A 17,874-nucleotide genomic window follows, 5' to 3' on the forward strand; every position below is an offset into this window, starting at 1 on the left:
TCCTCCCGTTGTAAGACCCTCTCCCCGTCGTCGAGGGTCCGAGCATTCTCGCGAGTCAAGATCACGGGAAAATCACGACTCGTACTGGACAGATGGCTTCTGGGCGAATTAAGGTTCGTGTACGAAATATCAAGGTACGAACTTTATGGGGGCCATGGAGGAGAAAGAGGCGGCCGCGGAGATCGCCCGGCTGTATCCGGCGATCTATCGGCGGTTCAAGGCGTCGGCCCGGCCCGTGGCCGGATCGGGGCTGACCGCCCGGATGCACGCCGTCCTCGGGCACCTGACCGCCTCGGGCCCGCTCACCGTGGGAGAGCTGGCCGAGCACCTGCGCCTGTCCAGGGCCGCGACCACCGAGCTCGTCGACCGGGTCGAGGAGCGCGGGCTGGTCGCCCGCATCAGGGACGAGCGCGACCGGCGCCGCGTCTTCGTCTGGGTGACCGACGAGGGCCGTACGGCCGCGGCGGCCGTGCGTCCGAGAGTCCTGGAGGACGACGCGCTGGCGCGGGCGGTGAGGCGGATGACAGAACAGGAAAGGCGAGGGCTCGTGGAGGGACTGCGGGCCCTTCTCGGAGAGGAAGAAAGATGAGCGTCGAGACCTGCGAGAGCTGCGGGATGCCGATGGCGACCGCCGAGGACCACGCGCCCGGCCACCCGGACGGCACCTGGTGCGCGCACTGCGCGCCCGAGGGGGCCCTGCAGCCGTTCGAGGAGCGGTTCAAGCGGATGGTGCAGTGGCAGACCCAGCGCACCGGCCAGTCGCGCGCTGAGGCGGAGACGGCCACCAAGGCGTACATGCGCACGCTGCCCGCCTGGCGCGACCATCCGGCGCTTCGCGAAGAGGCGCGATAGAGGCGAAAGCGAAGTGACATCCCCGGCCGGAGTGGGGGCGACCCGACGCCGGCTCGGGAGTAAGTGGGACCGGTCATGACAAAAGCGGGTCAGGACGGTCTTTTGTGAAATTTGTGGAAATTTGCCGTATCTCATTACCCACTGCCACGGGTTAAAGGCCCCCCGGCGAGCGTTCCAGGTCCCGGTGGCGGCTAGGCTTCTGAGGCCAGGCTTCCGGCAGATCGCGGGTGCCCCGAGGTCTGGTCCTCAACGTAGAGAAGAAGTCAGCCGGACAAGCAAGGACGGACCCTCGTGGACCTGTTCGAACATCAGGCGAAGGAGCTCTTCGCGGAATATGGCATCCCGGTGCCGCGCGGCGTCGTCGCGCACACCGTGGAGGAGGCACGCGCGGCAGCGGAGCAGCTGACCGGTCGCGTTGTCGTCAAGGCCCAGGTCAAGACCGGGGGCAGAGGCAAGGCCGGAGGCGTCAAGGTCGCCTCCGACGCCGCTGACGCCGAGCAGAAGGCCACCGACATCCTCGGCATGGACATCAAGGGTCACACGGTCCACAAGGTCCTCGTCGAGGAGGCCAGCGCGATCGCGGAGGAGTACTACTTCTCCTTCCTGCTCGACCGCGCGAACCGCACCTTCCTCGCCATCTGCTCCGCCGCGGGCGGCATGGAGATCGAAGAGGTCGCGCACACGTCGCCCGACAAGGTCGCCCAGATCCCGGTCTCCCCGCTGACCGGCGTCGACCGCGACCGGGCCCGTGCGATCGCGCAGGCGGGTGGCCTGCCCGAGGCGGCCCTCGACGGCGCCGCCGACATCATCGAGAAGATCTGGGCCGTCTTCGTCGACGAGGACGCCACGCTGGTCGAGGTGAACCCCATGATCCTGACCCAGGACGGTCAGGTGAAGGCGCTCGACGGCAAGGTCACCCTCGACGACAACGCCTCCTTCCGCCAGGCCGAGCACGGCTCCTACGCCGACAAGGCCGCGGAGGACCCGCTCGAGGCCAGGGCCAAGGAGAAGGACCTCAACTACGTCAAGCTCGACGGTTCCGTCGGCATCATCGGCAACGGCGCGGGCCTGGTCATGTCGACCCTCGACGTCGTCGCCTACGCGGGCGAGCAGTTCGGCGGGCAGAAGCCGGCCAACTTCCTCGACATCGGCGGCGGCGCCTCGGCGGAGGTCATGGCCAACGGCCTGGAGATCGTCCTTTCCGACCCGAGCGTCAAGTCGGTGTTCGTGAACGTCTTCGGCGGCATCACCTCGTGTGACGCGGTCGCGAACGGCATCGTCTCGGCCTTCAAGCTGCTCGACGACCGGGGCGAGACCGTGACCCACCCCCTCGTCGTCCGGCTGGACGGCAACAACGCCACCCTCGGGCGGCAGATCCTGTCCGACGCGGCACTGGCCCGCGTCGAACTCGTCGACACGATGGACGAAGCGGCCAAGCGCGCCGCCGAGCTCGCTGCGGTAGGTGCGTAATGGCAATCTGGCTGACCGAGAACAGCAAGATCATCGTCCAGGGCATCACGGGGTCCGAGGGGTCGAAGCACACCCGTCGCATGCTCAAGGCCGGTGCCAAGGTCGTCGGCGGTACGAACCCCCGCAAGGCCGGCACGACCGTTGACTTCGACGGCGTCGAGCTCCCGGTCTTCGCGACCGTGGCCGAGGCCATGGCCGCCACGGGCGCCGACGTCACCGTGATCTTCGTCCCGCCGGCGGGCACCAAGTCCGCCGTCATCGAGGCGATCGACGCCGAGATCCCGCTCGCCGTCGTCATCACCGAGGGCGTGCCGGTCCACGACAGCACCGAGTTCTGGGCCTACGCGATCTCCAAGGGCGCCAAGACCCGCATCATCGGGCCGAACTGCCCCGGCATCGCCTCGCCCGGCGCCTCCAACGCCGGCATCATCCCGGCCGACATCACCTCGGCGGGCCGCATCGGCCTGGTGAGCAAGTCGGGCACGCTGACCTACCAGCTGATGTACGAGCTGCGGGACATCGGGTTCTCCACGGCGGTGGGCATCGGGGGCGACCCGGTGATCGGCACGACGCACATCGACGCGCTGGAGGCCTTCCAGGCCGACCCCGGCACCGAGGCGATCGTGATGATCGGCGAGATCGGCGGGGACGCCGAGGAGCGCGCGGCGGCCTACATCGAGGAGCACGTGACCAAGCCGGTCGTGGCCTACGTGGCGGGGTTCACCGCCCCGGAGGGCAAGACCATGGGTCACGCCGGGGCCATCGTCTCCGGTTCCGCGGGCACCGCCCAGGCCAAGAAGGAAGCCCTGGAGAAGGTCGGCGTCCGCGTCGGCAAGACCCCCAGCGAGACCGCCCGCCTCATGCGCGAGGTCATGCGCTCCCGCTGACGTCTCATTCCCAGTTACGCGAAGAACGCCCGGTCGGTGACCGGGCGTTCTTCGCGTCCGCTCACGATCCGGAGAACGGACGCTTGATCGGTCTGGGGACAAAGGGGGCGACACGCGGGCGTGGTAGGCACGCCAGGGGCGTACATGCTGAGAACATCGACTACTGTGACGGCCCTTCTCGACCAGCTCCGGGCGGCCCCCCGCACCGTGCTCAGCCGCATCCCGCTCGCCGGGAGCGGGAGTGACGACGACGAGGCCCGCCGTCCGCTGCCCGTCTCCGGCATGCTCGCCGCCGCCTGCACGCTGGGCGTCGGCCTCGCCGTCCTGACCACGCTCACCCTCATCGGGTGGATCGCCGCGCCCCGAGGGGCCTTCGGTCAGGGGCTTCCCGGGGTGTTCAGGGCGGCCTGCCAGGTGTGGCTGGCCGCGCACCATGCCGGGTTCGCCATCCCCGGCGGGCGGGTCGGCCTGCTGCCCCTCGGCCTGATGGTGCTGCCCGCCGCCCTGCTGTACCGCGCGGCGATCTGGATGGCGCGGGACGCCGACCTGCGGCTCCGGCTGCCCGCCCGGCTGCCGAAGGGAAGCACCAAGGACCTGGCCAACGCCCGGCGCCGCGCCCAGCTCGTGCTGATCGCGCAGGCGGGCATCTCGCTGGCCGCGCCGTACGCCCTGCTCGCCGGGGTGATCGCGCTGGTCGCCCAGAACAACGTGACGCAGCCGTTCGTGGGGGAGGCCCTGCTGAGCCACCTCGTGCTGGCGTTCGTCGCCGGGTCGCTGGCGACCGCGCGCACCATCGGCCCCTGGCGCTCGATGCTCCGGCTGCTTCCCGAGCGCGCGAGGTCGGTGGTCGTCGGCACGGCCGTCGCCCTCTCAACGATGCTCGCCGCCGGGCTCGTGCTCGTGCTCGTGGCCGTCGTCATGAACTTCGGGCAGATCCAGCGGCTGTCGGAGCTGCTGGCGCCGGGGTTCATCGGCGGGCTGCTCCTGCTGCTCGTGGAGGCGCTCTACCTCATCAACTTCGTGATCTGGGGTGTGGCGTACATCAGCGGGCCGGGGTTCGCCCTCGGCACCGGCACCCTCGTCGCGCCCACCGGCGTCCAGCTCGGCACCGTGCCGTCCCTGCCGATCCTCGGCGGGCTGCCCGACTCGGGGGTCACCTCTCCATGGATCATGGGGGTGCTCGCGATCCCCTTCCTGGCAGGGGCGGTCGCGGGGGTGGTCGTCGCGCGCATCGCGCCGACCCCGCACTTCGAGTCCGCGCCGCTCTGGGGGTTCGTCTGCGGGCTCGCCACCGGCCTGTCGGCCGGGATGCTCGCGGCGCTCGCGGGCGGCCCGCTCGGCGGGGCGCGCCTGTCGGCCGTGGGGCCCTCCGCCTGGGAGGTCGCGCTGTCGGTCGCCCTGGAGGTCGGTGTCGCCGCCGGCATCTCCGCCGGGCTGGCCAACTGGTGGCTGGTGTTCCACGGCGCCCACGTGCCCGCCCCGGCCCCGGTTCGCAAGGCCGGGGACGCCATCGTCAAGGTGGCGAGCAAGGTCAAGCTGTCCACGCCGCCCGCCACCGGACGGCTTCCCGGCCACTGGATGGACGCCACCGAGGCCGACACCCAGCCCATCCCGGTGATCCGCGCCGACTGGGCCGACGAGCACGCCTCCGCCGCCGCCGAGACCTTCGAGCCCGTCCCCGGGAAGACCCCCGCGGGCAAGGGCCCCGCCACGGGGAAGGGCCCGGCCAAGAAGGGGCCGGCGGGAACGAGGCCCGCCGCCGCGAAGGGCCGGGCCGACGGGAAGCGCGAGGAGCCCCGCCCGCCGCGCCGCGACATCGTGGACGAGTCCGACGACCGCGGCGGTCACATCATCTACGTCGATCCGTACGCGTGGGACCGTGATCCCTGACGGTGGCCGCGGTGTCCGCCGTCCCGGGGCGTGCTAAACGTGGGAGCGTGATCCCTCGCCGCTGGGAGACGGCTCGAAAAGGATCTCGTCCGGGTAGCACCACGCCCAGTCCTCGCCGGGCTCGAACGACTCGGCGATCGGATGCCCGATGGTGGCGTAGTGCCGGGACGCGTGCCGGTTGGGCGAGGAGTCGCAGCAGCCGACGTGCCCGCAGGTCAGGCAGGTGCGCAGGTGGACCCACCGCGACCCCGTCGCAAGGCACTCCTCGCAGCCGAGGGGGGTGTGCGGCTCGACGTCGCGGATGAGGCCGAGGTGCGTGCAGACGTTCACGGGTTCTCCTTGAGCTTCACGGGCATCGCACGGGTCGCGTGGCCGACCTGGAGCGGTCTCCCTCCCCGGCGGGACGCCGAGGCTCATTATCGGAATATCTCCATCTAAAGGCCGAAGCGGCCGTCACGACAGCCGCCCGATCCGACGATTTATGGAGCGAAGGGAAGCCGCAGACTGCCCTTTGGGATGAACGGGAGCCTGCGCTCCATCGCCTGTTCGAGCCCGTTCACGCACGCCTGCTGGGAGGTCGCCGTGCCCGCGCCCTTCATGCACTCGGTGTAGGCGGTGAGCTCGGCGCTGAAGTACATCTGGAACCACGTCACCGACGCCGCCATGACGATCGAGACGATCGAGATCAGTGACCCGACTATGGGCATGACCACGGGCAGGCGCTTCGCGGACTGCGTCCGCCACGCCCGGAAGCACACGATGATCGAGAACACGCCCAGAGCCAGGCCCATCACGGGGACCAGCAGTGTCAACGCCAGCGCGCCTATGGAAATCAGCAGCGCCCGGCGCCCGACCTCGACCCCCGAAGCCTCCGCGGGTGGTAGCACCTGACCTCCTCTGCGTCATGGAGCGGGCGGGCCGATACGCTGACAGCCGTACCCGTCAACGTCGCCCCGAAGGAGTGCAGCCCTGTCGGCTCGGCTCGTTGTCCTCGTCTCCGGTTCGGGGACCAACCTACAGGCCCTGATGGATGCCGCCGCTGCTGACGCATACGGCGCCCGCGTCGTGGCCGTCGGCGCCGACCGCGACGGCATCGAGGGTCTCGCCCGCGCGCGCCGCGCGGGCCTCCCGGCCTTCGTCGTCAAGCTGGCCGACCACCCGTCGCGAGCGGCCTGGGACCAGGCCCTCCGTACGGAGATCGCCTCCCACGATCCCGACCTCGTCGTCTCGGCGGGATTCATGAAGATCCTCGGCCCCGAGGTGCTCAACGCCTTCCCGGTCGTCAACACCCATCCTGCCCTGCTGCCGTCGTTCCCGGGCGCGCACGCGGTCGCCGAGGCCCTCGCGTACGGGGTGCGCGTGACCGGGTGCACGGTCCACCTCGTCGACGCGGGCGTGGACACCGGCCCGGTCATCGCCCAGGAGGCGGTGGCCGTGCGTGACGGCGACGACGAGGACGCGCTCCACGAGCGCATCAAGACCGTCGAACGACGCCTGCTCGTCGAGGTGGTGGGCCGCATGGCCCGGGAAGGCTGGACCGTGACGGGACGTCACGTCCGCCTGGGCCCGGATCCCGGCCCGGTGCCGGGAGCTCCGGCCGAGCCGGTTTCTCTGAGCCAGTCGCAATCTCCGGCCGGTCCAGGAGTCCTGGACGTCCCGGAAACAGGGAGGAGCACGAAGTGACCCGCATCGCCATCCGGCGCGCGCTGATCACGGTTTATGACAAGTCCGGGCTGGAGGAGCTCGCCCGGGCCCTGGACGCCGCGGGCGTCGAGATCGTGTCCACGGGGGGCACGGCGTCGAAGATCGCCTCGTTCGGCGTGCCGGTCACCCCGGTCGAGTCGCTGACCGGCTTTCCCGAGTGCCTCGGCGGCCGGGTCAAGACCCTGCACCCGAGGGTGCACGCGGGCCTGCTGGCCGACGGCTCGAACCCCTCCCACGTCAAGCAGCTCGAAGAGCTGGAGATCGAGCCGTTCGAGCTGGTCGTGGTCAACCTGTATCCCTTCCAGGAGACGGTGGCCTCCGGGGCGTCCGCGCCCGAGTGCGTGGAGCAGATCGACATCGGCGGGCCCGCCATGATCAGGGCGGCGGCCAAGAACCACGGCACGGTCGCCGTGGTCGTGGACCCGCGCGGGTACGGCGACGTGCTGAGGGCGATCGAGGAGGGCGGCTTCACCGAGCCCCAGCGCCGCCGCCTCGCCGCCCAGGCCTACGCGACCACCGCGTCGTACGACACGGCCGTGGCCTCGTGGTTCGCCGGCGTCTACGCGACGGACGAGGAGGAGGCCGCCTGGCCGTCCTTCATGGGCGCGGCCTGGAAGCGCAGGGCCGTGCTCAGGTACGGCGAGAACCCCCACCAGGGCGCCGCGCTGTACTCCGGCGGCCAGGACGGCCTCGCGAACGCCGAGCAGCTGCACGGCAAGGAGATGTCCTACAACAACTACGTCGACGCGGACGCCGCCTGGCGGGCCGCGTGGGACTTCTCCGAGCCCGCCGTCGCGATCATCAAGCACGCCAACCCGTGCGGGCTCGCGGTCGGCGCCGACGTGGCCGAGGCCCACCGCAAGGCGCACGAGTGCGACCCGGTTTCGGCGTACGGCGGCGTGATCGCGGTCAACGGCGAGGTGACCGGGGAGCTGGCCGAGCAGATCGCCCCGATCTTCACCGAGGTGGTCGTGGCGCCCTCGTTCGCCCCCGAGGCGCTGGCCGTGCTGACCAAGAAGAAGAACATCCGGCTGCTGCGCTGCCCCGCCGGCCCGTCCAACCCCGCCGAGTTCCGCCGCATCGACGGCGGGCTGCTCGTGCAGACCGTCGACAGGGTGGACGCCCCCGGCGACGACCCGTCCACCTGGGAGCTCAGGGCGGGCGACGCGGCCTCGCCCGAGACCCTCGCGGACCTGGCGTTCGCGTGGAAGTCCTGCCGCTCGGTGAAGTCCAACGCGATCCTTCTCGCGCACGACGGCGCCACGGTGGGCGTGGGCATGGGCCAGGTCAACCGCGTCGACTCGGCCCACCTGGCCGTGTCGCGCGCCGGCGACCGCGCGCGGGGGGCCGTGGCGGCCTCCGACGCGTTCTTCCCCTTCGCCGACGGGCTCCAGGTGCTCATCGACGCCGGGGTGAAGGCGGTCGTCGAGCCCGGTGGGTCGATCCGCGACGAGGAGGTCATCGAGGCCGCCTCCAAGGCCGGCATCACCCTCTACTTCACCGGCACCCGCCACTTCTTCCACTGATGATTCCACTGACGAAAGGCGCGTGACCGGCCGCTCCAGGGGGCGCGGATCTCCCGCCCCTTGGAACAATCTTGGACAGCTCGGTAACAAGGGGGGCTCTGCGTCCACTTCCCAGTGTCAGAAGACAAACACCTGGGACAAAGGGGGCGGGCGGTGACGGACGAGTCTCGGCGGTTCACCAGCATGTACGACGAATGCCGGCAGCGCGTGTGGGCTTATGTGGTCAGCCGAGCGGGCCGGCAGGTCGCCGACGAGGTGGTGAGCGAGACGTTCGCGATCGCCTGGCGCAGGTTCGACGACGTGCCGGACCCGGCGCTGCCGTGGCTGCTCGGCGTGGCCCGCAACGTGCTGCGGGACAACATCCGCGCGGAGATCAAACGCGAGTCGCTCGCGAGCGAGCTGCGGGCCTGGACCGAGGGCGACCACGCCGAGCAGGTGGCCGAGCGCATGGCCGTCGTCACGGCGCTCGCCTCGCTGCCCGAGGACGACCGCGAGGTCCTGATCCTGGTCGCCTGGCAGGGCCTCAGCCCGCGCGACGCCGCCCGCGTCGTCGGCTGCTCTCCCGCGGCCTTCCGCGTGCGGCTGCACCGTGCGCGCAGGCGGCTGGTGCGCGCCATGGAGGCGTCGCCGGTCACGGTGTCCCGGTCCCGGGTGCGGAACCTCAGTGAGGAGTGGTCATGAACCCGATGGACCAGCTGCGGGCCGCGCGCCCCGCGCATCTCGACACCCCCGTGGACGAGGGCACCAGGGCCGCCGAGCTCTCGTACGCCATGGCACAGGCCAGGACCGTGCGCGCCCGTACGATCGCCAAGCCGGTGCGGGGAGGCCTGGCCCTGGCCGGCGCGGCCACCGTCACGGCCGTGGCCGTCGCGGTCTCCGGAACCGGTGGCACGACGCCGCGCGCCCCCTCCCGCGCGGAGGCCGCCCCGGCCGCCACGAGCGCGGCTCCGGTCGTCCGGCTCTCCGCCAAGCAGATCCTGCTCGCCGCGGCAGACTCGTCGCTCAGGGCGCCCGCGACGACCGGAGCGTACTGGTACGTCGACAGCGTGATCGGGGTCGCCAACGAAGCGGGCACCCGAGCTCGCTACCTGGTGCACTCCACGACCTCTCACCGCCTGTGGATCGCCAGGTCGCCTGAGGGGGAGAGCTGGTTCGTGGACCGCAACCTCGGCACCAGGCCCGCCAAGGGGGCGGAGGACGCCTGGGCGCGCGACGGCTCGCCGACGAAGTGGTCGGTGGAGGTCCCCAAGCCGAAGGCGGACGACAAGAACGCCCTCGGGCGGATGGAGCTGGACTCCACGCCCGGCAGGCCGTTCGGCAACCCGATCAACATCGGGGACAAGGTCTTCGAACTGGCGGGCAAGAACGTGTCGGTGGCCGACCTTCAGGCGCTGCCCACCACGGCGGCGGCCCTGAAGCAGCGGCTGCTCCAGGGCTACGCGGGCCACGGCACCGAGTCGGACGACCCGCAGGACGCGGACTCCTGGCTCTACCAGGTGACCTCGGGGCTGCTGCGTGACATGCCGGTGAAGCCCGCCGTCCGTGCCGCCGCGTACAAGGTGCTCGCCGGGCTGGACGGCGTGCGGTCGCTGGGCGAGGTGACCGACACGCTCGGCCGCACCGGGCAGGGCATCGCGCGCCCCGAGAACTGGTCGGGCGGCGGGTTCGAGCGGCAGCTCGTCATCGACCCGGAGACCGGCATCCTGCTGACCGACCAGATCGTGGCGGTGCGGCCGACCGGCGGGTACGCCTGGGCCGAGCCGGGCACGCCGATCTGGTGGGAGGCCACGACGGAGGCCTCCTGGACCGACAAGGCCCCGGAGAAGCCGCAGTCGCCGAGGGTCCCGAGAAGCCGGAGCGGACAAGGGCCCCAGTGAAGCCGTAGTTCGCGGTGCCGCCCCCGTGCCTGTCCGCGGACATGGCCCGGGGGCGTCCGTTTCAGGGGTACCCCTACGGCGTGTGACGGCCGGTCTACCTTAAGACCGTGGCGGCGACGACTTTCCGCTCGCCGCCGGGTCTACCCGTGCAGATGGTGCCGTTCGACTCACGTCCGAAGGAGAACCCGTGGAACTGCCGACGATCACGTCACGCGACGAATGGCGGAAGGCCCGCGAAGCGCTGCTCGTGAAGGAGAAGGAGGCGACCCGCGCCCGCGACGCCCTCAACGCCGAGCGCCGCGCGCTGCCCATGGTCGAGATCGACAAGGAGTACGTGCTCACGGGGCCGGACGGCGAAGCGAGCCTGCTCGACCTGTTCGACGGACGCCGCCAGCTCATGGTCTACCACTTCATGTGGATGCACGACACCGACCAGGGGTGCACGAGCTGCTCGTTCCTCGTCGACAACGCCGGCGACCTGCGGCACCTGCACAGCTGCGACACCTCGCTGGCGCTGGTCTCCCGGGCGCCGCTGGCGAGCATCGAGCGGTTCAGGAAGCGCATGGGCTGGACCGTGCCGTGGTACTCCTCCGAGGGCAGCGACTTCAACTACGACTTCCACGCGAGCAACGACGAGTCCGTGGCTCCGGTGGAGTACAACTACATGGACAAGGCCGCCCTTGAGAGCAAGGGCATGCAGTTCTTCACGCAGGGGGACGGGCACGCCCTGAGCGTCTTCCTCAGGGACGGCGACCGCGTCTTCCACACCTACTCGACGTACGGGCGCGGGCCCGAGGTCCTGCTCAACACCTACAACTACCTCGACCTGACGCCGCTCGGCCGGCAGAAGTACGTCAACGAGTTCCCCCACCACGACCAGTACGACGAGCCGGCCGCCGCCTGCCACCATCACTGAGCCCGGGCCCGTGCCCTGCCCCCTCAGAGCGCGATCTGAGGGGGCGGCATGGGAGGATGGCGAGTTGTGAGCGCGCAGATTCTCGACGGCAAGGCCACCGCGGCGAAGATCAAGGGCGATCTGGCCGAGCGGGTGAGCCGGCTCGCCGCCCAGGGCATCACTCCGGGTCTCGGCACGATCCTGGTCGGCGACGACCCGGGCAGCCAGATCTACGTCGCGGGCAAGCACCGCGACTGCGCGGAGGTCGGCATCGCCTCGATCCGCAAGGATCTTCCCGAGACGGCCACCCAGGCCGAGGTCGAGGCGGCGATCGACGAGCTCAACGCCGATCCCGCCTGCACCGGCTACATCGTGCAGCTCCCGCTGCCCCGCCACCTCGACACCCAGTCGCTGATCGAGCGCATGGACCCGGCCAAGGACGCCGACGGCCTGCATCCGATCAACCTCGGCCGCCTCGTCCACATGGTCGACGCCCCGCTGCCGTGCACGCCGCGCGGCATCGTGGTGCTGCTCCAGGAGTACGGGGTGCAGATCAAGGGCGCCGACGTCACCGTCATCGGCCGTGGCATCACTGTGGGCCGCCCGCTCGGCCTGCTGCTCACCCGCCGCACCGAGAACGCCACCGTGACCCTGTGCCACACCGGCACCCACGACCTTCCCTCCCGGGTGCGCGAGGCCGACATCGTCGTGGCCGCCGCTGGCGTCCCCGGGCTGATCACCCCCGAGATGGTGAAGCCCGGCGCCGCCGTCCTCGATGTCGGCGTCTCCCGCGTCGACGGCAAGCTCGCGGGCGACGTCGCCCCGGGCGTGCGCGAGGTCGCCGGCTTCGTCGCCCCGAACCCCGGCGGCGTCGGCCCGATGACCCGCGCGATGCTCCTCACCAACGTCGTCGAGGCCGCCGAACGCCGCGCCCGCTAGCTCCTCGTCCCGGGGGGCGAGGTGGGCCAGCGGTAGAGGTGCTCGGGGCGGCCGGTGGTGCCGTAGCGCAGGGCGACGGTGATCCGGCCGTCGGCCGCGAGGTCCGAGAGGTAGCGCTGGGCCGTGGCGCGTGAGAGGCCGAGCTGGGAGGCGACGTCCGTGGCGGTCACGGGCTCGCCCGCGTCGCGCACGGCGTCGATGACCAGCCGCGCCGTCTGGCTCGAACGTCCCTTGCGGATCGCCGCCTCCACGCGGTCGCCCTCGTGCAGCACCCGTACGGCGCGGTCGATCTCCGACTGGTCGAGGGCGTGGTCGCCGCCGAGCTGCCCGTGGAACCGCGCGTACGCGCGCAGCCGCTCGGCAAGCTCGGCCTCGGAGAACGGCTTGACCAGGTAGTTCACGACCCCCCGGCGCAGCGCCTCGCGTACGACGGCCCGCTCGGCGGCGGCGGTCAGCATGATGACGTCGCATCCGAGGCGCGGGGCGATGGAGGTGCCAGAGGCGTCCGGGAGGTACTGGTCCAGGAGCGCCAGGTGGGGGCGCAGGCGCTCGGCCAGCTCGACGGCCTCCGCGGCGGTGCGGGCGACGCCGGCGACCTCGAACCCCGGCACCCGCCCCACGTAGCGCGCGTGCAGATCCGCCACCCGGAAGTCGTCGTCGACGACCAGAACGCGGATCATGGCGGGTGGACGGCGCCGGGGAGCCGGGTCACGAAGACCGCCCCGCAGTCGGCGCCCGAGGCGCGGGTGAGGGACAGCTCGCCGCAGTGGCGGCGGGTCAGCCGCCGGGCGAGCGCGAGGCCGACGCCGTGCGGCCGGGCGTCGTCGGCGGCGGTGGTGAAGTCCTGGTCGAACAGCCGGTCCACGGCCTCCGGCGGCACGCCGTCGCCGCTGTCGACCACGACCATGTGCAGGATGTCGGCTTCGGCGAGCAGGGACACCTCCACCCAGGCGGGACGCCGCGACCCGGCCTGGGCGGCGGCCGTGGCGTTGTCGACGAGGTTGCCGAGGATCGTGACGACGTCCAGCGGCGCCCTGAGCTGGGCGGGGACGAACGAGTCGGCGCTCAGGCGCAGGTCGACCCCCCGCTCGGAGGCCACGGCCGTCTTGGCGGCGAGCAGCCCCCGGATGTACGGGTCGCGCAGCCGCCCGGCGTCGCCGTACTCGGTGGCCAGGGGGTCCTCGGCCAGCTCCCGCAGGTAGGCGATCGCCTCGTCGCGGTGACCCAGGCTGAGCAGGCCGGACACCGTGTGCAGGCGGTTGGTGTACTCGTGGGCCTGGGCCCGCAGGGCGTCGGACAGCGCCCGCACCACGTCCAGCTCGCGGGCCATCGCGTCCAGGTCGGTGCGGTCGCGCATGGTGAGCACGTGGCCGAGGTCGCGGTCGCTGCGGCGTACGGGCGCGGCGGTGACGACGAGCATGCGCTCCTCGGTGGCCACCAGCACGCCCCGCGCGCTGGTGCGCCCGGCCAGCAGGGTGCGCAGGCCGGGCGGCAGGCCTGCGTCCGCGACCAGGGAGCCCTGCACGGGCCGGCCGCCGATGAGCCGGGCCGCCGCGTCGTTGCAGATGGTGATGCGTCCCGCGGGGTCGGCGGCCAGCACGCCCTCGTCGATGCCGTGCAGCACGGCCTCGCGCTCGCGGAGCAGGTCGGCGAGGTCGGTCGGCTCCAGCCCGAGCGTCTGGCGCTTGAGGCGGCGGGCGAGCCCGGCGGCGGCCGCGACGCCGAGCGCGAGGGCGAGGCCGGTGAACCCGGCGGCGGGGCGCATCAGGTCGCCGATGCGCCGGGACACCTCGCCCGCCGCGATGCCGACGCTCACCTGGCCGATCACGCGGCCCGTGCCGTTGAGCAGGGGGACCTTGCCCCGGGCCGACAACCCCAGCGTGCCGCGCTCGAAGGTGACGATCTCGTGGCCGCTCAGGGCCTCGGGCTCGGTGCTGACCCGCTTACCGAGGCGGCTGGTGTCGGGGTGGGAGTAGCGGATGCCGTGATCGTCGGCGACGACCACGAACAGTACGCCCGTACGGCGCCGCGCGGCCTCGGCGCGCCGCTGGACGTCGCCCGAGCGGTCGTGGGCCGCGACCTCCTGGACTATCTGGGCGTCCGCCGCGACCGAGCGCGCGACGGCGAGCGCTCGCTCCTCGTACTGCTTCTCCAGCTCCGCGTGGAGCAGGTAGGCCACCAGCGCGAAGCCGCTCCCCAAGATCAGCAGAAGCACGGCGACCTGGACGAGCAGGGCCTGTGTCGCGAAGCGCAGACGGGGCCTCTTACCGGGCCAGGACATGGCAAGCACGATACCTGCGTGCAAGGCGTATGGAGGCCTGAGCTAAATGCGCAAAACGCGAACTACGCGCATTGCTCATTCAACTGGCACAAGCCTAGTGAGGCCGGTCACACCGCCCTACGTTCCGTGGAACGCCCTACCCCCTACTGATTATCAGGCCGATGTTTCCGAGGTATGTCACGCGACGGACCCTGCTCGTTACCGCGGCGTCCGTCACCGCGTCCAGTTCTGAGCCGGTTCCCGCTCGGGCGCTCGATCACCGATCTGACCACCTACGCGAATCCGGAAGGAGTCGAACGCCATGACCAGCCCGGGCCCCTCAGCGGAGGCCACCACCCCGGCGTCCAACCCCGCGATCGAACTGCGCGGCGTCACCAAGCGCTTCCCGACCCGCGACGGCCGCGACTACACCGCCGCCCGGGACATGACCCTGACCGTGCGGAGCGGCGAGTTCGTGAGCGTCGTCGGGCCCACCGGCTGCGGGAAGTCCACCAGCCTCTCGATGATCTCGGGCCTCGCGCCCGCCAGCGCGGGCGAGGTGCTCGTCCAGGGCAGGGCCGTGACCGGCATCCCGGACGGGCTGGGCTACATGTTCCAGCAGGACGCGGTCCTCCCATGGCGGTCCGTGCTCGACAACGTCGCCGCCGGTCCCCGCTACCGGGGCGTGGCGAAGAAGGAGGCGCGCGAGCAGGCCACGGAGTGGGTCGCGAAGGTCGGGCTCGCGGGCTTCGAGCGGTACTACCCGCACCAGCTCTCCGGCGGCATGCGCAAGCGGGTCGCCCTGGCCCAGACGCTGATCAACGAGCCGTCGATCCTGCTCATGGACGAGCCGTTCAGCGCCCTCGACGTGCAGACGCGCGAGCACATGCAGGACCTGCTGCTCGACCTGTGGTCCGGTACGGGGGCCGCCGTGGTCTTCGTCACCCACGACCTGACCGAGGCGATCGCCCTGGCGGACACGGTCGTCGTCATGACCGCCGCCCCCGCCACGACCAAGAACGTCATCCCCGTGAATCTCGAACGCCCGCGCCGCGTCGAGGAGATCCGGCTGGAGGAGTCGTTCCTCGCCGTCTACCGCGAGGTCTGGGACTCGCTACGCGAAGAGGTCGAGATCACCCGTACCCGAGGAGCCGGCCGTGTCGCCTGACGTCCAGACCCCCGTCGCCGCCGCGCCGGCCGCCGTCGCGGAGCGGCGGGGTGCCGGGCCGCGCCGCCCCGGCTGGGTGCGCGCCCCCAAGATCACCGCCACGCGGGTGCTGCTGATCGTGCTGTGGCTGGGCAGCTGGGAGCTGTCCGCCAGCACCTTCCTCGATCCGTTCTACTACTCCAAGCCGAGCGCCATCTGGGGCCGGATCGTCGACTGGTTCACCTCCGGCACGGCGTTCGGGTCGATCTGGGAGCAGATGGCGGTGACCCTGGAGGAGGCGGTCATCGGGTTCGTGATCGGCTCGCTCGCCGGGGTGGTGCTCGGCGTCCTGCTCGGCAGGGGCCGCTTCCTCGCCGAGGTCTGCGCGCCGTTCATCAAGGCCGCGAACGCGATCCCGCGCATCGTGCTCGCGTCGCTCTTCGTGATCTGGTTCGGCCTCGGCATGTCCTCCAAGGTCGCCACCGCCGTGGTCCTCGTCTTCTTCGCCGTCTTCTTCAACGCCTTCCAGGGCGCGCGCGAGGTGGACAAGACCCTCATCGACAACGCCCGCATCCTGGGCGCCGGCCCCCGGCAGATCCTCACCACGATCGTCCTGCCGAGCGCCACCTCGTGGATCCTCGCCAGCCTGCACGTGGCCTTCGGGTTCGCGCTGATCGGCGCGATCGTCGGCGAGTACACCGGCGCCGACAAGGGCCTCGGCCTGCTGATCAACCACGCCCAGGGCACCTTCGACTCGGCCGGGATCTACGCCGGAATGATCATCATCACGGTCATGGCACTGCTCGCCGAGTGGCTGCTCACCCTCCTCGAACGCCGGCTCCTCGCCTGGCGTCCGCCGTCCATCGCCACCGCACAGATCTGATCGGAGCCACTCCCCCGATGAAAGCCACCTCCCGTCTCCTCGTCACCGCCGCCGCCGGCCTGGCGGTGGCCGTCGCCGCCACCGGCTGCGGCGACTCCCGTACCGCCACCACCGCCGACGGCGCCCCCCAGGTCAAGATCATGATCGGCGGCATCGACAAGGTCATCTACCTGCCCCCCAAGCTGACCGAGCAGCTCGGCTACTTCAAGCAGGAGGGCGTCGACGTCCAGCTGCTCACCGAGCCGTCGGGCGCGCAGGCCGAGAACGTCCTGATCAGCGGCGACGTCCAGGGCGTCGTCGGGTTCTACGACCACACGATCGACCTGCAGACCAAGGGCAAGTGCATCCAGAGCGTCGTGCAGTTCGCCGACGTGCCAGGAGAGGTCGAGGTCGTCTCCACCGCCCAGGCGGACAAGATCAAGACTCCGGCGGACTTCAAGGGCAAGCGGCTCGGCATCACGAGCCCCGGCTCCTCCACCGACTTCCTGACCCAGGCGCTGGCCGTGAAGAGCGGGCTCGCGACCGAGGACGTCACGCGGGTGAAGGCGGGCGCGGGCCCGACCTTCATCGCCGCCATCGAGAACGGCGGCATCGACGCGGGCATGACCACCGACCCCACCGCCGCCCAGCTCACCTCGTCGGGCAAGGGCAAGGTCATCATCGACATGCGCACGGAGGAGGGCACGAGGGCGGCGCTCGGCGGCCTGTACCCCGCCAGCTCGCTGTACATGGACTGCGCCTGGGTCCAGAACAACAAGCAGACCGTGCAGAAGCTCGCCAACGCCTTCGTGAAGACCCTGAAGTACATCAACGAGCACTCCGCCGAGGACATCGCCGCCAAGATGCCCAAGGAGTACGCCGGTGGAGACCCCGCGCTCTACACCAAGGCGATCAACGACACCAAGAGCATCTTCCGCCCCGACGGGGTCATGGACGAGGAGGGCGCCAAGAACGTGCTCGAGGTGCTCAGCTCCTTCTCGCCGAACGTGAAGGGCAAGAAGGACACCATCGACCTGTCCAAGACGTACACCACGGAGTTCGTCAAGGCGGCCAAGACCGGCTGACCCACCGGATGGCCAGGAAGATGCCCAGAAATATCTAAACAAAATCGGCGGAGGCTCCGTCCAACCTGACAACAGCCAGTTGATGGGGGAGCCGATGACGCGCCGGATGGTGATGGTGGCGGCGCGAGCCGCCACGATGGCGGGACTCGGCGGCGGCCGGGCCGTGGCGGCTTCGGCCACGACCCGGCCGCCGGCGGGCTTCCTGCTGTACGAGGCCAAGGACGCTCGCACGATGGCCGATGAGGTCTGCGACCTTCCGCGAGTCCGCGGGTGACGGCGGTGTCCCACGAAGCGAACGACGACACCACGCGCGGCTTCCGGCCCGGCGGGACCATGGGCGAGGAGGACGTGCCCTCCTCGCCGGACGTGGAGGGCGAGAAGGACACCGTCGACCTGCTCACCTACATCGCCCGGTACGTCAGGGCCGTCAAGACCGGCTGAGTCCCACCGCGTCTTCGAGGCGCGAGTCCTGATTCATCG

General features: G+C 71.1%; 20 protein-coding genes. 16 read left to right on the forward strand and 4 right to left on the reverse strand.

From position 1 onward, the window contains the following. The first annotated feature begins 154 nt into the window (after positions 1-154). The 5 genes from OG589_RS43070 to OG589_RS43090 all read left to right on the forward strand — a co-directional run bounded on the left by OG589_RS43070 (position 155) and on the right by OG589_RS43090 (position 5,099). Positions 155-589, forward strand: coding sequence for a MarR family winged helix-turn-helix transcriptional regulator (locus tag OG589_RS43070; protein ID WP_405144690.1), 435 nt, complete (start codon positions 155-157; stop codon positions 587-589). After that, positions 586-852: a zinc ribbon domain-containing protein gene (locus tag OG589_RS43075; protein WP_405144691.1), complete on the forward strand. Its 267-nt coding sequence runs from the start codon at positions 586-588 to the stop codon at positions 850-852. Before OG589_RS43070 ends, OG589_RS43075 begins: the two co-directional genes overlap by 4 nt. 291 nt (positions 853-1,143) lie before the next feature. Beyond that, the gene (sucC, locus tag OG589_RS43080; RefSeq protein ID WP_405144693.1) at positions 1,144-2,322 is read left to right on the forward strand and encodes an ADP-forming succinate--CoA ligase subunit beta; all 1,179 of its coding nucleotides are present in this window, start codon (positions 1,144-1,146) and stop codon (positions 2,320-2,322) included. Further along, entirely contained in the window at positions 2,322-3,209 is an 888-nt protein-coding gene (gene sucD / locus OG589_RS43085; RefSeq protein ID WP_405144694.1) for a succinate--CoA ligase subunit alpha, read from the forward strand. Before sucC ends, sucD begins: the two co-directional genes overlap by 1 nt. Before the next feature lie 165 nt (positions 3,210-3,374). Next, positions 3,375-5,099 (forward strand): DUF6350 family protein, encoded by a 1,725-nt coding sequence (locus OG589_RS43090; RefSeq protein WP_405144695.1) that lies wholly within the window; start codon positions 3,375-3,377, stop codon positions 5,097-5,099. 33 nt (positions 5,100-5,132) lie between these two features. Here OG589_RS43090 and OG589_RS43095 read toward each other — a convergent pair whose 3' ends face one another. Both OG589_RS43095 and OG589_RS43100 read right to left on the reverse strand, forming a co-directional pair. Further along, a complete protein-coding gene (locus OG589_RS43095; RefSeq protein ID WP_405144696.1) occupies positions 5,133-5,429 on the reverse strand; it encodes a UBP-type zinc finger domain-containing protein in 297 nt (98 codons plus the stop codon). Positions 5,430-5,578: 149 nt separating this feature from the next. Then, complete coding sequence (locus OG589_RS43100) at positions 5,579-5,986, reverse strand: hypothetical protein (RefSeq protein ID WP_405144697.1); 408 nt, start codon at positions 5,984-5,986, stop codon at positions 5,579-5,581. A gap of 82 nt (positions 5,987-6,068) precedes the next feature. On the opposite strand from OG589_RS43100, the gene purN reads away from it, so the two are divergent. From purN to OG589_RS43130, 6 genes are all read left to right on the forward strand, one after another. Then, positions 6,069-6,782 carry a phosphoribosylglycinamide formyltransferase gene (gene purN, locus OG589_RS43105; protein WP_405152237.1) on the forward strand — a complete coding sequence of 238 codons (714 nt, stop codon included), beginning with the start codon at positions 6,069-6,071 and terminating at the stop codon, positions 6,780-6,782. Beyond that, positions 6,779-8,329, forward strand: coding sequence for a bifunctional phosphoribosylaminoimidazolecarboxamide formyltransferase/IMP cyclohydrolase (gene purH / locus OG589_RS43110; protein WP_405144698.1), 1,551 nt, complete (start codon positions 6,779-6,781; stop codon positions 8,327-8,329). Before purN ends, purH begins: the two co-directional genes overlap by 4 nt. 153 nt (positions 8,330-8,482) lie before the next feature. Next, positions 8,483-9,010 carry an RNA polymerase sigma factor gene (locus OG589_RS43115; RefSeq protein WP_405144699.1) on the forward strand — a complete coding sequence of 176 codons (528 nt, stop codon included), beginning with the start codon at positions 8,483-8,485 and terminating at the stop codon, positions 9,008-9,010. Beyond that, positions 9,007-10,206 (forward strand): CU044_5270 family protein, encoded by a 1,200-nt coding sequence (locus OG589_RS43120; protein WP_405144700.1) that lies wholly within the window; start codon positions 9,007-9,009, stop codon positions 10,204-10,206. The genes OG589_RS43115 and OG589_RS43120 overlap by 4 nt, the downstream gene beginning before the upstream one ends. A 187-nt stretch (positions 10,207-10,393) precedes the next feature. After that, on the forward strand, positions 10,394-11,122 hold the full coding sequence (locus OG589_RS43125; RefSeq protein WP_405144702.1) for a DUF899 domain-containing protein: 729 nt from the start codon (positions 10,394-10,396) through the stop codon (positions 11,120-11,122). 66 nt (positions 11,123-11,188) lie between these two features. Further along, positions 11,189-12,040, forward strand: a complete 852-nt coding sequence (locus tag OG589_RS43130) for a bifunctional methylenetetrahydrofolate dehydrogenase/methenyltetrahydrofolate cyclohydrolase (RefSeq protein ID WP_405144703.1) — start codon at positions 11,189-11,191, stop codon at positions 12,038-12,040. Here OG589_RS43130 and OG589_RS43135 read toward each other — a convergent pair. Further along, the gene (locus OG589_RS43135) at positions 12,037-12,720 is read right to left on the reverse strand and encodes a response regulator (protein ID WP_405144704.1); all 684 of its coding nucleotides are present in this window, start codon (positions 12,718-12,720) and stop codon (positions 12,037-12,039) included. The genes OG589_RS43130 and OG589_RS43135 overlap by 4 nt on opposite strands. Beyond that, on the reverse strand, positions 12,717-14,321 hold the full coding sequence (locus tag OG589_RS43140; RefSeq protein WP_405144705.1) for an ATP-binding protein: 1,605 nt from the start codon (positions 14,319-14,321) through the stop codon (positions 12,717-12,719). The genes OG589_RS43135 and OG589_RS43140 overlap by 4 nt, the downstream gene beginning before the upstream one ends. A gap of 301 nt (positions 14,322-14,622) precedes the next feature. Here OG589_RS43140 and OG589_RS43145 point away from each other — a divergent pair, with 301 nt between their 5' ends. The 5 genes from OG589_RS43145 to OG589_RS43165 all read left to right on the forward strand — a co-directional run bounded on the left by OG589_RS43145 (position 14,623) and on the right by OG589_RS43165 (position 17,835). After that, a complete protein-coding gene (locus OG589_RS43145) occupies positions 14,623-15,468 on the forward strand; it encodes an ABC transporter ATP-binding protein (RefSeq protein WP_405144707.1) in 846 nt (281 codons plus the stop codon). After that, positions 15,458-16,330, forward strand: a complete 873-nt coding sequence (locus tag OG589_RS43150) for an ABC transporter permease (protein WP_405144709.1) — start codon at positions 15,458-15,460, stop codon at positions 16,328-16,330. The genes OG589_RS43145 and OG589_RS43150 overlap by 11 nt, the downstream gene beginning before the upstream one ends. A gap of 17 nt (positions 16,331-16,347) precedes the next feature. Continuing rightward, the gene (locus OG589_RS43155) at positions 16,348-17,394 is read left to right on the forward strand and encodes an ABC transporter substrate-binding protein (RefSeq protein ID WP_405144711.1); all 1,047 of its coding nucleotides are present in this window, start codon (positions 16,348-16,350) and stop codon (positions 17,392-17,394) included. A 94-nt stretch (positions 17,395-17,488) separates the two neighbouring features. After that, positions 17,489-17,668 carry a hypothetical protein gene (locus OG589_RS43160; protein ID WP_405144712.1) on the forward strand — a complete coding sequence of 60 codons (180 nt, stop codon included), beginning with the start codon at positions 17,489-17,491 and terminating at the stop codon, positions 17,666-17,668. Positions 17,669-17,673: 5 nt separating this feature from the next. After that, a complete protein-coding gene (locus OG589_RS43165) occupies positions 17,674-17,835 on the forward strand; it encodes a hypothetical protein (protein ID WP_405144713.1) in 162 nt (53 codons plus the stop codon). Positions 17,836-17,874 lie beyond the last annotated feature (39 nt).

Source organism: Sphaerisporangium sp. NBC_01403 (genome assembly GCF_045040145.1).
Taxonomy (GTDB): domain Bacteria; phylum Actinomycetota; class Actinomycetes; order Streptosporangiales; family Streptosporangiaceae; genus Sphaerisporangium; species Sphaerisporangium viridialbum.